Genomic DNA, 14,276 nt, shown 5'->3' with positions numbered 1-14,276 from the left:
AAACCTTGTCGCGGCGCAGCAAAACCGCTCCCTAGAATCATCCGATGACATGGGCGTCCATGTGAAGGAGTCCGCAGTGCAGAGCAAGAAGTCCGGGGTCAAGCCGGTACAGCGTGTGATCAAGAAGTACCCCAACCGAAGGCTCTACGACACCGAGACATCCACGTACATCACGCTGACCGAGGTGAAGCAGTTGGTCATCCAGAACGCCCAGTTCGTGGTGCGCGATGCCAAGACGGGCGACGACCTCACTCGCAGCATCTTGCTGCAGATCATTCTCGAAGAAGAAGCGGGCGGCGCGCCGATGTTCACCGAGCAGGTCCTGGCCAACATCATCCGGTTCTATGGACAGGCTATGCAGGGCTACATGGGGCCGTATCTCGAGAAGAACATCCAGGCCATGACCGAGGTGCAGGCACAGTTGGCCGAGAAGGCCGAGGGGCTGACGCCCGAAATGTGGTCGCGCTTCATGACCATGCAGTCTCCGATGCTGCAGGGGCTGATGGGCAATTACGTCGAGCAATCGAAGAACGTTTTCCTGCAGATGCAGGAGCAGATGCAGAAAAACACCGAACAGGTACTGGGGGCCTTTGGCATCAAGCGCCCTTGAATGCCCAGCCGTCACCGATAGCTGGGACAATAGAGGCATATGAGCGAAGTTGCCTCCCCCGAACGTACGGCCACGCCGGCCGCCCCCAAGGTCGGATTCGTGAGCCTGGGCTGTCCCAAGGCCCTTACCGATTCCGAACTGATCCTGACCCAGCTGAGTGCCGAGGGTTATCAAACCGCCAAGACTTTCGAAGGCGCCGATCTAGTGATCGTCAACACCTGCGGCTTCATCGACGATGCCGTGAAGGAGAGCCTGGACACCATCGGTGAGGCTTTGGCCGAGAACGGCCGTGTGATCGTCACTGGCTGCCTGGGCGCCAAGACTGGCGACCAGGGGGGCAACCTGGTGCGCCAGATGCACCCGAGCGTGCTGGCCGTGACCGGTCCGCATGCCACGCAGGAGGTGATGGACGCGGTGCATGCGAACCTGCCGAAGCCGCACGATCCGTTTATCGACCTGGTGCCGAACACCTTCGGCGTTGCCGGCCTCAAGCTGACGCCGCGCCACTACGCCTACCTGAAGATCAGCGAAGGCTGCAACCACCGCTGCACCTTCTGCATCATTCCCTCGATGCGCGGCGACCTCGTGTCGCGGCCGGTCGGAGATGTTCTGAGCGAGGCGAAGGCCCTGTTCGAAGGCGGCGTGAAAGAACTGCTGGTGATCAGCCAGGACACTTCGGCCTATGGCGTCGATATGAAGTACCGCACCGGGTTCTGGGATGGCAAGCCGGTCAAGACCCGCATGCTCGAACTGGTGCGCACGCTGGGTGAAATCGCCGAGCCCTACGGCGCATGGGTCCGTTTGCACTACGTGTACCCGTATCCGAGCGTCGACGAAGTCATTCCGCTCATGGCCAGCGGCCAGGTGCTGCCGTACCTCGACGTGCCGTTGCAGCACAGCCATCCCGATGTGCTGAAGCGCATGAAGCGCCCGGCCAGTGGCGAGAAGAATCTGGAGCGGCTGGCGCGCTGGCGCGAGGTGTGCCCGGAGCTTGTGATCCGCAGTACCTTCATCGCTGGCTTTCCTGGCGAGACGGAGCAGGAGTTCGAGCATCTGCTCGACTTCATCCGGGAAGCCGAGATCGATCGTGCTGGTTGCTTTGCCTACAGCCCGGTCGAGGGCGCGACCGCCAATGACATTCCCGGCATGCTGCCCGAGCCGGAGCGTGAAGCGCGTCGCGCCCGCTTCATGGAGGTGGCGGAGATCGTATCGATCGCCAAGCTGCAGAAGCGTGTTGGCTCGACGATGCAGGTGCTGGTTGATTCGGCGCCGGGCATGGGCCGCAAGGGTGGAGTGGGGCGCACGTACGCCGATGCGCCGGAGATCGACGGCACGGTTCGCCTGCTGCCGCCCGAGAAGATCAGCAAGACGCTGAAGGTGGGCGAGTTCACTCGCGCCCGCATCGTGGGCGCCGAGGGCCATGACTTGATCGCGCTGCCCGTTTGATGCTTCAGATTCAAGCGGACAAGAAAAAAGCCACCGGAGGCCGGTGGCTTGAATCGAATGACCTGGTAAGGGTCTTGTTGAATCTGGTGCCCAGAAGAGGACTCGAACCTCCACGATGTTACTCGCTAGTACCTGAAACTAGTGCGTCTACCAATTCCGCCATCTGGGCTTGTTTTTGCTTTTCAGCAAAGATTGCGATTATACATATTTTTGCGAAGCAACTTTGCTGCGCCGGCTGCTCGATGCAAATTCAAGCAGCCATGAAAAAAGCCACCGGAGGCCGGTGGCTTGAATCGAATGACCTGGTAAAGGTCTGTTTAAACTTGGTGCCCAGAAGAGGACTCGAACCTCCACGATGTTACTCGCTAGTACCTGAAACTAGTGCGTCTACCAATTCCGCCATCTGGGCCCACAGAACTGCCGAAGCAGTTATGTTTTGAATTTCAGGAAAGAAGGAGATCATATCAAAAATAATGTCACTTCCAGCGGCTTGCTGGATGAATTCGAAGGAACCGTTCAAGGGCATCGTGACGGGCATGGCTTCGTTCAGCGCGATGACGGCGAGGCAGACATCTACCTGCCCCCGAACGAGATGCGCGCGGTGCTGCACAAGGACCGCGTCAAGGCGCGCGTTGTGCGCCAGGACCGCCGCGGCCGTCCCGAGGGGCGCGTGGTGGAGATCGTCGAGCGTCCCGAGCAGCCCATCATCGGCCGCCTGCTGCACGAAGGCGGCATCTGGCTTGTTGCGCCGGAAGACAAGCGCTACGGACAGGACGTCCTGATTCCCAAGGGCGCCACCGGTCCCGCAAAGGTGGGGCAGGTGGTGGTCGTGCAACTCACCGAGCCGCCGGCGTTGTTCGGCCAGCCGGTGGGCCGCGTGAAGGAAGTGCTGGGCGAGATCGACGACCCCGGCATGGAGATCGAGATCGCCGTGCGCAAGTACGGCGTGCCGCATGAATTTTCCGCAGAGTGCCTGGCCGAGGCCAAGGCGCTGCCAGAGAAGGTTCGTCCCGCCGATAAGAAGGGGCGCGTGGACCTCACCGACATTCCGCTCGTCACCATCGACGGTGAAGACGCGCGCGACTTCGACGACGCCGTGTACTGCGAGCCTGCGAAGGTGGGCCGTGGCAAGGGCTGGCGCTTGCTGGTTGCGATCGCCGACGTCAGCGCCTACGTGCAGACGGGTTCGGGCATCGACATCGACGCCTACGACCGCGCCACCAGCGTCTACTTCCCGCGCCGCGTCATTCCGATGCTGCCCGAGAAGTTGTCGAACGGCCTGTGCTCGCTGAACCCCGAGGTCGAGCGCCTGTGCATGGTGTGCGACATGCTCGTGGCCGCAGACGGCGAGATCTACGCCTACCAGTTCTATCCGGCCGTGATGTTCAGCCATGCGCGCTTCACGTACACCGAAGTGGCGGCCATCCTCGGCAACACACGCGGCCCCGAAGCCGCCAAGCGCAAGGACCGCGTCAAGGATCTGCTGAACCTCGCCGATGTCTACAAGGCGCTGCTCAAGCAACGCGGCAAGCGCGGCGCGGTCGACTTCGAAACCACCGAGACGCAGATCATCTGCGACGACGCCGGGCGCATCGAAAAGATCGTTCCGCGCACGCGCAACGAAGCGCACCGCCTGATCGAGGAAGCGATGCTCGCGGCCAACGTCTGCAGCGCCGACTTCATCGCCGAAGGCAAGCACCCGGGCCTGTACCGCGTGCACGAAGGCCCGACGCCCGAGAAGAAGGAAATCCTGCGTGGCTACCTGAAGGCGATGGGCGTGGGCCTGAGCATCACCGACGACCCCAGGCCGGGCGAGTTCCAGGCGATTGCCGAGGCCACGAAAGAGCGCCCCGATGCGCAGCAGATCCACACCATGCTGCTGCGCTCGATGCAGCAGGCGATCTATACGCCGATCAACAGCGGCCACTTCGGCCTGGCCTACGAGGCCTACACGCATTTCACGAGCCCGATCCGGCGCTATCCGGATTTGCTGGTGCATCGTGTGATCAAGGCGATCCTCGGCAAGACGCGCTACCAGCTGCCGATGCTGCCCACGCCCGGCGAAGCGCACGCCAAACTGGCCAAGCGGCTTGCGTCGCGCGTGAAGGCGCCGACCAACAAGCCGCAGAAGGCTACTGTGGCGCCAAGCAAGGAAGTGCTCGCATGGGAGGCCGCGGGCCTGCATTGCAGCGCCAACGAGCGCCGAGCCGACGAAGCCAGCCGTGACGTCGAGGCGTGGCTCAAGTGCAAGTACATGCGCGAGCACCTCGGCGAGGAATACGGCGGTGTGGTCACGGCCGCCACGACTTTCGGCATCTTCGTCACGCTCGATGCGATGTACGTCGAGGGCCTGGTGCACATCACCGAGCTTGGCGGCGAGTACTTCAAGTTCGACGAGATGCGCCAGGAATTGCGCGGCGAGCGCACCGGCATCCGCTACGCCATCGGCACGCGGGTGCGGGTGCAGGTGAGCCGCGTCGACCTCGACGGCCGCAAGATCGACTTCCGCCTCGTGCGCGAAGGCGAAGAGCTGGCGACCCGTGCCATGAAGGACAAGGGCGTGGCATCGGGCGTGCCGGTCAAGGCCTCGGCCAAGCGCAGCACGCGCCACAAGGCTGAAGCCGGCAACGCCGAGCCGCGCGCGGAGCGCGGTTCCTCGCCTGCGGCAGGACCGCAGTCGGCAATGCAGGCCTTCAAGTCGGCGGTCAAGAAGGCCGCCAACAAGATGAAGGGGCGCAAGCCGCGCCGATGAAGCCCAGGCCGCACGAACCATCGACCAACCCAAGAAGAGAAAGAGACACACAGCATGAGCGCTGAAGACAACAAGGGCCGCATCGCCATCGTCACTGGGGCGGGCTCCGGCATCGGCCGCGCAGCCGCACTGGCGCTGTTGGGCGACGGCTGGAGCGTGGCGCTGGCGGGGCGCCGCCTGGAGCCGCTGGAACAGGTGGCGCAAGAATCGGGTGCCGGCGCGCGCGCCTTCGCGGTGCCGACCGACGTGGCCAATGCGGACTCGGTGCAAGCCCTGTTCGCGGCCACGGTCGAGCGCTTCGGCCGTGTCGACCTGCTGTTCAACAACGCCGGCGTGGGCAACCCGCCGGGCCCGTTCGAGGACTGGACACCCGCGCAGTGGCAGGGTGTTGTCGACATCAACCTGACGGGCATGTTCTTCTGCATCCAGCAGGCGTTCCGCACGATGAAGGCGCAAACGCCGCAGGGGGGCCGCATCATCAACAACGGCTCCATCTCGGCCACCGCGCCGCGGCCGAACTCGGCTGCCTATACGGCGACCAAGCATGCGGTCGAAGGGCTGACGAAAACTGCGTCGCTCGATGGCCGCAAGTACGACATCGCGGTGGGGCAGGTCGACGTCGGCAATGCCATGACCGAACTGGCCGCACGCATGGCCAAGGGCGTGCCGCAAGCCAACGGCGAACTTGCGATCGAGCCGCTGATCGACGTCAAGATCGTGGGCCAGTCGGTGCTCTACATGGCAAACCTGCCGCTGGAAGCCAACGTGCTGTTCCACACCATCATGGCGACGAAGATGCCCTTCGTCGGGCGCGGCTAAGCGCCGTCAGGCGGACGCACGGCGGGCCAGCGTGCCGGCCGTGAGCGGGGCGGCATCGGCCGGCCAGGTATCGGCGATGTGGCCGTGCTGCCAGACGGCTTCATGCGCCGCCTCGAAGGCTGGCTGGCGCATGGCCAGTGCCGCGCCGATCATGCCGGCCAGCACGTCGCCGGTGCCGGCCGTCGCGAGGCGCGCATTGCCGGTCAGGTTGATGATGGGTGGTGCGCCGCGGGCGTCGGCAACCACAGTGCCTGAACCCTTGAGCACTGTCACGACACCGAAGCGCGCGGCGAGTTGGCGGGCTGCGGCCAGCCTGTCGGCCTGGACCTCGCCGACCGGGCAGCCCAGCAGGCGCGCCGCTTCCAGCGGATGCGGCGTGATCACGGTGGGTGCTCCGCCTTTTCCTCGCAATACCAATTGGGCTTGCAGCGCGCCATCGGCTGCGATGGCATTGAGCGCGTCGGCATCGAGTACCAGCGCGGCTGCCGTCGAGAGCGCGCGCGGCAGCAGTTCGGCCACGGCCTCTGCGCCGCCGCATCCGCACACTGCTGTCATGCCTGACAGGTCGAGCGTTCGGGCGTCGCGCAGCATCAGTTCGGGTTGCGCGATGTCGACGGGGGCCGCGCTCGGATCGAGCAGCCCGACGAATACGCGCCCCGCACCGCTGTGCAAAGCCGCCGACCCGGCCAGCAGCGCGGCTCCTGCCATGCCGAGCGCGCCGCCGATCACCGCGACATCGCCAAAACTGCCCTTGTGCGACGCATGTGCGCGCCGCCGAGCTTCGGGCGCCCCGGCGATCCGGGCCGCGGGTTGATCCTTGAATGCGCCGCAACCCAGATCGTCGAACCACACGGCGTCTGCCGCATCGCGGCCCTGGGCGGTGAACAGGCCGGGCTTCAGCGTGAGGAAGGTGACGCAGCTGCGCGTCGATGTCTGGGCAGGTTCGATGCCGTGGGTTAGCGTGCCCGTGTCGGCATTCAGGCCCGATGGCACGTCGACGCTGAGCACCGGCCGGGCACTTGCATGCATATTCGCCAGCCATTCGGCCATCGTGCCTTCGGGTGGCCGAGTCGATCCAATGCCGAGCAGCGCGTCGATGGCCAGTTCATAGGCCGAAGGCGGTGTCGATGCGAATGTCACGCCTGCGTCGCGGGCGCGCTGCAGCGATGCCTTGGCGTCCGGCGGCAAGCGGCTTTCATCCCCCAGGAAGGTGACGACCGGAAAGAAGCCCCTGTGCCGCAACTGCGCAGCGGCCTCGAAGCCATCGCCGCCGTTGTTGCCTGGCCCGCAGGCCACCCAGATCGTCCGTGCATGCGGCGCGATCGCCATTGCCAGCCGTGCGACTGCGAGGCCGGCACGCTGCATCAGCGCGTGCGCGGGCAGGGCGGCCGCCGCAGCCTGTTCGATGCGGCGCGTGGCGGCGATGTCGAACAACTCGGCGACGGTGGCGGACGTGATGCGTTGCATCGGCGCATTGTGCCGTCGCGTCGTCTCCTTATCATCCGGGGATGAATCTCAAGAGCGTCGGCTGGGTGCTCGTCCTGCTTTGCGCGGCGCTCGTCTTCTTCGTGGCTGCGACGATGTCGTGGATTGCAGGGCTGGGATGGGTCCTGGGCCTGCTGTGCTGCGTGTGGGGCGTCTTTCTGCTGGCCGATTTGAAGCGATGGGTGGCTTTGCGGTACCTGGCATGGGCCGCCAATGTCGGCTTCGGCATCAGCGTGGTCCGCTGGTTTGACGTGCCGTCCGAAACCGTTTCCGGTCTGGCGCGCCTCGCGCTGCTGAGTGCTGATGCGCTGTGCCTGGGTTTCTTTGTGCTGGTCGGCCCCGGTTTGCTGGGATGGACTGCGCAGAAACTCCGGCCGCCGCCGGAGCCCGCGTTGCCCGTCGAGCAGCCGGCCTGCGCCGAGCGCCTGCGCCGGTGGGGTCCTAAAGACTGAGCCGTTCGACGCCCAGGCCTTCGAGGTCGATGCCAGGGTCTTGTCCGGCGATCAGGTCGCCCAGCACGCGCGCGCTGCCGCATGACAGCGCCCAGCCGCTCGAGCCGTGGCCGAGATTGAGCCACACGCCGGGGATGCCGCTTGCGCCCAGCACGGGCGGGCCGTCGGGCAGCATCGGCCGCGCGCCTTTCCATTGCTGTACGCCGGACTGCAGCGTGGCCGCGCCCGGGAACCAGTCGTGCAGCACCTTGTAGAGCGTCTGCACGGCAGCCGGATTCATCGTGTCGAGCGAGCCGCCGATCTCGGCTCCGCCAGCCACGCGCACGCGCTGGCCCAGACGGGAGATGGCAACCTTGTAGCGCTCGTCCATCACCGCGCTGCGCGGTGCATTGAGCGGTTCGCGGATCGGCGCACTGATCGAATGGCCGTAGACCGGCGCCATCGGGATGCGCAGCCCCAGCGGCCGCAGCAGCGACGCCGACGCCAGGCCGGCGCACATCACGACCGCGTCGTAGCGCACCGGGTCCGAGCCGCTCGCCAAAGACAGCGAAGTGGGCGCCGCGCGGCTCAGGGGGGCAATGTCGCAGTTGAAGTGAAACTGGGCGCCGAGCGACTCGGCCTCCCACTTGAGGAGCAGTGCGAACTGCCGGCAGTTGGCCACTTCATCGTCGGGCAGGTGGATGGCGCCCGCCAGCGGGGCCTCGGGGTTGAGGGCCGGCTCGATCAGCCGGGCCTCGTCTGCATCGATTTCCTTGAAAACGCTGCCGGCCGCGCGCAGTACGTCGAGCCCGGGCTGCACCAGCTTCTTTTCGCACTTGGAACGCAGCAGCACCAGGTAGCCGTCGCTGCGTTCGTAGCTGAGCTCGCGCGCCTCGGTCACTTCGTGCAGGCGGTTGCGGCTGTAGAAGGCCAGGCGCTGCATGCGTGCGCGATTGGCGAGGTAGGTTTCGAGCTTGCAGGCCTTTTGCCAGCGCGACAGCCAGCCTATGTCGCGCGAAGCCAGCGGCCATCGCAGCTTGACGGCGCCGTGCGAGGACAGCAGCGAACGCAGCACCTTGCCGCGCATGCCGGGGGCGGCCCATGGCGTGACGTACCCGGGAGCGACCACGCCGGCGTTGGCGAAGCTGGCTTCTTCTGCGGCGGCGCCCCTGCGCTCGAACACGGTCACTTCATGGCCGTCGGAAACCAGTTCCCAGGCGGTGGTGACGCCGACGATGCCGGCGCCCACGATCGCGATTTTCATTGAATTTTCTGGATAAGAGAGATGGTTGGCGCCTGTGAGTTGGGCAGCGTCGGTTGTTATTTTTGCAGCGAGCGCTCGGCCTGGAGCGCAACTGCGAGCACGGCGTCGTCGTGCAGCGCGGCGTGCCACAGCATCAGGCCGACCGGCAGTTCGCCGTCGACGTGGCAGGGCAGCGAGATGGCGCAGCCGTCGAGCATGTTGACGATCGATGGATTGCGCAGCAGCAGTGTATTGACGCGGAAGAATTCGTCGTCGCGCTCGGCGCCCGGCGCCACGCTGGAGAGGGACGGCGCGGTGATCGGCACGGTCGGCGACAGGACGGCGTCGAACGGGGCGAGTGCGGTTTCGACGCGGGCGATCCAGTCGCGGCGGGCATGCATCAGGTCGATGTATTCGTGCGCCTTCATCGTGGCACCGCGCAGGATGCGCTGGACCACGCGCGGATCGTAGCCTGCGCCGCTGCGCTCCAGCAGCAGGCGGTGCCAGGCGTAAGACTCGGCTGCCGAGAAGCCGCCGGTGGCGTTGATGGTGGTCAACTCGGCCAGTTCGGGCAGTTCGATCTCGATGATGCGGGCGCCGGCGGCCCGCAACGCCTTCAGCGAGCGCTCGACAGCGGCGGCCACGGCGGGTTCGATACTGTCGAAGAACACGTTCTTCACTACCGCCAGCCTGTAGGCGGCCAGCGGGGCGTTGCCGGCGGTCACGCGCCGCGCGGCGAGGATTTCGTGCACCGTGATGGCGTCGCGCACCGACCGCGTCATGGCGCAAACCGTGTCCAGGGTGGTCGAGAGCGGCAGTGCGCCTTCCGCAGGTGTCAGCCGGGCCGTGTTCTTGAAGCCGACGATGCCGTTCAGCGCCGCCGGGATGCGGATCGAGCCGCCGGTGTCGGAGCCCAGCCCGATGAACGCAGCGCCGCTGGCCACCGACACTGCCGCGCCGGACGACGAGCCGCCCGGGATGCGGGGCGTGGCGGCGTCGCACGCGTTGGCCGGCGTGCCGTGGTGCGGATTGACGCCGACGCCCGAGAAGGCGAACTCCGTCATGTTGGTGCGGCCGGTCAGCACGCCGCCTGCGGCGCGCAGCCGCGCCACGGCAAGGGCGTCGGCCTTGGCAGCGGGCGCATGGGCCAGCACTGCAGAGCCGGCGGGCGTTGGCTGGCCTTCGACATCGAACAGGTCCTTCGCGGTGAAGGCCAGTCCGGAAAGGCGGCTATCGGGGGTCGACGCGGCGGCAGTCTGGCGGGCCTCGTCGAACATGGTGCGGGTGAAGACGTGCGCGCAGGCCGGGGACAGGGCGATGCCGATGGCGCGCTCCATTTCGGTGCGGGCGTCGGAGCCACCTGCCAGAAGGGTAAAGCGAGTGGCGTGAAGGTCGTTCATGGAGGCTGCGGATGCCGTGAGGCGGCTCGGTTTCGAGGGAGAAGGGGCGGCGGCCGTGCTATACTCTTTGGGTTTCGCTGGCAAAGCGACGGCTTTCGTTGCATCCAGCCAGACACATCCGCAAACCGGCCCAATCAAGGTGTTGTGACTCCGTTCAAAAGAGCACAAAACGGGCTGGATTTTAGACCCAACCTTTGGAGTAATTTCAATGTCTACCACCATGCGCGAAATGCTGGAAGCAGGTGTCCATTTCGGTCACCAAACCCGCTTCTGGAACCCCAAGATGGCCCCGTTCATCTTCGGCCATCGCAACAAGATCCACATCATCAACCTGGAAAAGTCGCTCCCGATGTTTCAGGACGCGATGAAGTACGCCAAGCAGCTCACCGCCAACCGCGGCACGATCCTGATGGTCGGCACGAAGCGCCAGGCCCGTGAAATCGTGGCTGCCGAGGCTCGCCGCGCCGGCGTGCCTTTCGTCGACACCCGCTGGCTCGGCGGCATGCTGACCAACTTCAAGACGGTCAAGACCTCGATCAAGCGCCTGAAGGACATGAAGGCCCAGCAGGAAGCCGGTCTCGACTCGCTGAGCAAGAAGGAGCAACTGACCTTCTCGCGCGAAATCGAGAAGCTCGAAAAGGACATCGGCGGCATCCAGGACATGACCGCGCTGCCCGACGCCATCTTCGTGATCGACGTGGGCTTCCACAAGATCGCCGTGGCCGAAGCCAAGAAGCTCGGCATTCCGCTGATCGGCGTGGTGGACTCCAACCACTCGCCCGAAGGCATCGACTATGTGATTCCTGGCAACGACGACTCGTCGAAGGCTGTCACGCTGTACGCCCGCGGCATCGCCGACGCGATCATCGAAGGCCGCAACAGCGCCACCGGTGACGTGGTCAAGGCCATCGCCGAAGGCAGCGACGAATTCGTCGAAGTCGAAGAGGGCGCTTCGGCCTGATTGGCGCGCTCGCGAGCCTGAAGAAGGGGCTTTGGTGCCCCTTTTTTTTAACCTGATTTTTGGATTTACGGAGATACAACAATGGCTGCAATCACCGCAAGCATGGTCGGCGAACTGCGTGCAAAGACCGACGCGCCGATGATGGAGTGCAAGAAGGCCCTGACCGAGGCCGACGGCAACATGGAAAAGGCCGAAGAGCTGCTGCGCATCAAGCTCGGCAACAAGGCTGGCAAGGCATCGGGCCGCATCACTGCCGAAGGCGTGGTCACGGCATTCGTCGATGGCGCTGCCGGCGGCATGATCGAAATCAACTGCGAAACCGACTTCGTCACCAAGAACGACAGCTTCCTGGCCATGGCCAACGCTGCCGCGATGCTGGTCGCCAAGAACAACCCGGCCGACATCGCTGCGCTGGGCGCGCTGCCTTACGAGCAGGACGGCTTCGGCCCGACGCTCGAGGATGTGCGCAAGGGCCTGATTGGCAAGATCGGCGAGAACATGAGCTTTCGCCGCTTCAAGCACTTTGCCGGCAACGGCAAGCTGGCTTCGTACCTGCACGGCACGCGCATCGGCGTGATGGTCGAGTTCGAGGGCGACGATACGTCGGCCAAGGACGTGGCGATGCACATTGCCGCCATGAAGCCGGTCGCCATCCAGGCGTCGGACGTGCCTGTCGAGCTGATCGAAAAAGAGCGCGCTGTGGCTGCCGGCAAGGCTGCCGAAGACCGCAAGGTGGCCGAGGCCGAAGGCAAGAAGCCGCAGCCCGACGACATCGTTGCCAAGCGCATCGAAGGCGGCGTGCAGAAGTACCTGAAGGAAGTCTCGCTGCACAACCAGCCGTTCGTGAAGAACGACAAGCAGACCGTCGAGCAGATGCTCAAGGCCGCCGACACCTCGATCAAGGGCTTTACCTTGTACGTGGTCGGCGAAGGCATTGAGAAGAAAGTTGACGACTTCGCTGCGGAAGTTGCCGCGCAGGTCGCAGCAGCCAAGGCCGCTGCCTAAGCCTTTCGGGCTCCAGCGACGGTGCGCCACGCGTGCCGTCGCTTTTTCATCGCTACGTTTTACACTCGTCCCCGCCAAATCAAAGGAAATTGCCCATGTCTGATGCCCGCCCAGCCCACAAGCGAATCTTGTTGAAGCTGTCGGGAGAGGCATTGATGGGCGATGACGCCTTTGGCATCAACCGCGCAACCATCGTGCGCATGGTGCAGGAAGTGGCCGAGGTCGTGAACATGGGCGTCCAGGTGGCGGTCGTGATCGGGGGCGGCAACATCTTCCGCGGCGTCGCGGGTGGCTCGGTCGGCATGGACCGCGCCACGGCCGACTACATGGGCATGCTGGCCACCGTGATGAACTCGCTGGCGCTGGCCGACGCAATGGACAAGCAGGGTCTCGTAGCCCGCGTGATGTCCGCCATTGCCATCGAGCAGGTGGTCGAGCCCTATGTGCGCCCCAAGGCCCTGCAGTACCTTGAAGAGGGCAAGGTCGTGGTGTTCGCGGCCGGCACGGGCAATCCGTTCTTCACCACCGATACGGCCGCCGCGCTGCGCGGCGCCGAGATCGGCGCCGAGCTCGTGCTCAAGGCGACCAAGGTCGACGGCGTCTATACCGCCGACCCCAAGACCAACCCCGATGCAACGCGCTACGCCACGCTGACTTTCGACGAGGCGATCGCAAAAAATCTCGGCATCATGGACGCCACGGCCTTCGCGCTGTGCCGCGACCAGAAGCTGCCGATCAAGGTGTTCTCGATCCTCAAGAACGGTGCGCTCAAGCGCGTCGTAATGGGCGAGGACGAGGGCACGCTGGTGCATGCCTAGGAGTATTTGAGATGACCATTGCAGACATCCGCAGTGCGACCGACGCGAAGATGAATCAGTCGCTCGCCGCATTCCAGAACAACCTCACCAAGATCCGTACCGGCCGCGCCAATTCGGCGCTGCTCGACTCGATCCACGTCGAGTACTACGGCTCGCAGGTGCCGCTGAGCCAGGTGGCCAACGTGTCGGTGCTCGACTCGCGCACCATCAGCGTCCAGCCCTGGGAAAAGGGCATGGGCGCCAAGATCGAGAAGGCCATCCGCGAAAGCGACCTGGGCCTGAATCCCGCCTCGATGGGCGACCTGATCCGCGTGCCGCTGCCCGCCATGAGCGAGGAGCGCCGCAAGGAAATGACCAAGCTGGTCCGCAACGAAGGCGAAACCGCCAAGATCGCCACGCGCAACCTGCGCCGTGACGCGAACGAGTCGGTCAAGAAGCTGGTCAAGGACAAGCTGGCCTCCGAAGACGACCAGAAGCGTGCCGAAGCCGAAATCCAGAAGGTTACTGACCGCCACATCGCGGAAATCGACCGCCTGGTCGCGGCCAAGGAAGCGGAGATCATGGCCGTTTGAGGCTCGCCATGGCCTCGTCAGCGCCGCGCATTCCCCACCACGTTGCCATCGTCATGGACGGCAACGGCCGTTGGGCGACGCGACGTTTCCTGCCTCGCGTCGCGGGGCACAAGCAGGGCGTCGAAGCGCTGCGGCGCTGTGTCAAGGCCTGCGCCGATCGCGGCGTGGGCGTGCTCACGGTGTTTGCGTTCTCCTCCGAGAACTGGAATCGGCCCGTCGAGGAAGTCTCCGGGCTTATGGAGCTGATGGTCGGGGCGCTCGCCCGCGAGGTGCCCAAGCTCAGCAGCGACGGTGTGCGGCTGCATTTCGTCGGCGAGCGGGGCGGCCTGTCACCAAAGATGGTGAAGGGCCTGGTCGACGCCGAGGTTGCCACGGCACACAACACGCGCATGGTGCTCAACGTCTGCTTCAACTACGGCGGCCGCTGGGACATCGCGCAGGCCGCCGCCAGATTGGTGGCGCAGGGCGAAGCGATCACCGAGATCAGCCTCGACCGCGCCATGGCCCTGGCCCACGTGCCTGACCCCGACCTGTTCATCCGAACGGGCGGCGAGCAGCGGTTGTCCAATTTCCTGCTCTGGCAGAGTGCCTACGCCGAGCTCTTCTTCAGCGACAAGCTGTGGCCCGAATTCGACGAGGCCGCGCTGGACGAGGCGATTGCCGCGTTCCAGGGCCGCGAGCGCCGCTTCGGCCAGACCTCGGCACAGGTTTCGACGGCTGCGGCCTGAAGACCC

The 14,276-nt window shown here is 65.1% G+C and carries 13 protein-coding genes and 2 tRNA genes; 10 read left to right on the top strand and 5 right to left on the bottom strand.

Features of this window, described 5'->3' with window-relative positions:
* The first annotated feature begins 49 nt into the window (after nt 1-49).
* Both phaR and rimO read left to right on the top strand, forming a co-directional pair.
* Nucleotides 50-610 carry a polyhydroxyalkanoate synthesis repressor PhaR gene (gene phaR / locus PMI12_RS22450; protein ID WP_007837005.1) on the top strand — a complete coding sequence of 187 codons (561 nt, stop codon included), beginning with the start codon at nt 50-52 and terminating at the stop codon, nt 608-610.
* 39 nt (nt 611-649) lie between these two features.
* On the top strand, nt 650-2,056 hold the full coding sequence (rimO, locus tag PMI12_RS22445) for a 30S ribosomal protein S12 methylthiotransferase RimO (protein ID WP_007837004.1): 1,407 nt from the start codon (nt 650-652) through the stop codon (nt 2,054-2,056).
* 84 nt (nt 2,057-2,140) lie between these two features.
* Here the strand turns inward: rimO and PMI12_RS22440 are convergent.
* Nucleotides 2,141-2,225, bottom strand: a tRNA-Leu gene (locus PMI12_RS22440).
* A 155-nt stretch (nt 2,226-2,380) separates the two neighbouring features.
* A tRNA-Leu gene (locus PMI12_RS22435) sits at nt 2,381-2,465 on the bottom strand.
* Between the two features lie 81 nt (nt 2,466-2,546).
* Here PMI12_RS22435 and rnr point away from each other — a divergent pair.
* Nucleotides 2,547-4,808, top strand: coding sequence for a ribonuclease R (gene rnr / locus PMI12_RS22430; RefSeq protein ID WP_237726155.1), 2,262 nt, complete (start codon nt 2,547-2,549; stop codon nt 4,806-4,808).
* Between the two features lie 54 nt (nt 4,809-4,862).
* The gene (locus tag PMI12_RS22425) at nt 4,863-5,627 is read left to right on the top strand and encodes an SDR family oxidoreductase (protein WP_007837002.1); all 765 of its coding nucleotides are present in this window, start codon (nt 4,863-4,865) and stop codon (nt 5,625-5,627) included.
* A gap of 6 nt (nt 5,628-5,633) precedes the next feature.
* On the opposite strand, the gene PMI12_RS22420 is transcribed toward PMI12_RS22425, so the two are convergent.
* Nucleotides 5,634-7,094, bottom strand: a complete 1,461-nt coding sequence (locus tag PMI12_RS22420) for a bifunctional ADP-dependent NAD(P)H-hydrate dehydratase/NAD(P)H-hydrate epimerase (protein WP_007837001.1) — start codon at nt 7,092-7,094, stop codon at nt 5,634-5,636.
* Between the two features lie 41 nt (nt 7,095-7,135).
* Between PMI12_RS22420 and PMI12_RS22415 the strand changes: the two genes are divergently transcribed.
* Nucleotides 7,136-7,564, top strand: a complete 429-nt coding sequence (locus tag PMI12_RS22415; protein ID WP_007837000.1) for a hypothetical protein — start codon at nt 7,136-7,138, stop codon at nt 7,562-7,564.
* On the opposite strand, the gene PMI12_RS22410 is transcribed toward PMI12_RS22415, so the two are convergent.
* Nucleotides 7,554-8,807: a D-amino acid dehydrogenase gene (locus PMI12_RS22410; protein ID WP_007836999.1), complete on the bottom strand. Its 1,254-nt coding sequence runs from the start codon at nt 8,805-8,807 to the stop codon at nt 7,554-7,556. The genes PMI12_RS22415 and PMI12_RS22410 overlap by 11 nt on opposite strands.
* Before the next feature lie 56 nt (nt 8,808-8,863).
* Nucleotides 8,864-10,186, bottom strand: coding sequence for an amidase (locus PMI12_RS22405; RefSeq protein ID WP_007836998.1), 1,323 nt, complete (start codon nt 10,184-10,186; stop codon nt 8,864-8,866).
* 208 nt (nt 10,187-10,394) lie between these two features.
* Between PMI12_RS22405 and rpsB the strand changes: the two genes are divergently transcribed.
* The 5 genes from rpsB (at nt 10,395) to uppS (ending at nt 14,270) form a co-directional block, all read left to right on the top strand.
* Nucleotides 10,395-11,147, top strand: coding sequence for a 30S ribosomal protein S2 (gene rpsB / locus PMI12_RS22400; RefSeq protein ID WP_007836997.1), 753 nt, complete (start codon nt 10,395-10,397; stop codon nt 11,145-11,147).
* 81 nt (nt 11,148-11,228) lie between these two features.
* A complete protein-coding gene (tsf, locus tag PMI12_RS22395; RefSeq protein WP_007836995.1) occupies nt 11,229-12,152 on the top strand; it encodes a translation elongation factor Ts in 924 nt (307 codons plus the stop codon).
* 95 nt (nt 12,153-12,247) lie between these two features.
* Nucleotides 12,248-12,970 (top strand): UMP kinase, encoded by a 723-nt coding sequence (gene pyrH / locus PMI12_RS22390; protein ID WP_007836993.1) that lies wholly within the window; start codon nt 12,248-12,250, stop codon nt 12,968-12,970.
* A gap of 11 nt (nt 12,971-12,981) precedes the next feature.
* Nucleotides 12,982-13,542, top strand: coding sequence for a ribosome recycling factor (gene frr, locus PMI12_RS22385; protein ID WP_007836991.1), 561 nt, complete (start codon nt 12,982-12,984; stop codon nt 13,540-13,542).
* Between the two features lie 8 nt (nt 13,543-13,550).
* On the top strand, nt 13,551-14,270 hold the full coding sequence (gene uppS / locus PMI12_RS22380) for a polyprenyl diphosphate synthase (protein WP_007836990.1): 720 nt from the start codon (nt 13,551-13,553) through the stop codon (nt 14,268-14,270).
* Nucleotides 14,271-14,276 lie beyond the last annotated feature (6 nt).

This window comes from Variovorax sp. CF313 (assembly GCF_000282635.1).
Lineage (GTDB): Bacteria > Pseudomonadota > Gammaproteobacteria > Burkholderiales > Burkholderiaceae_C > Variovorax.
Note: the sequence above shows the minus strand (reverse complement) of the source record. Positions and strands in the feature narration are given on the sequence as shown.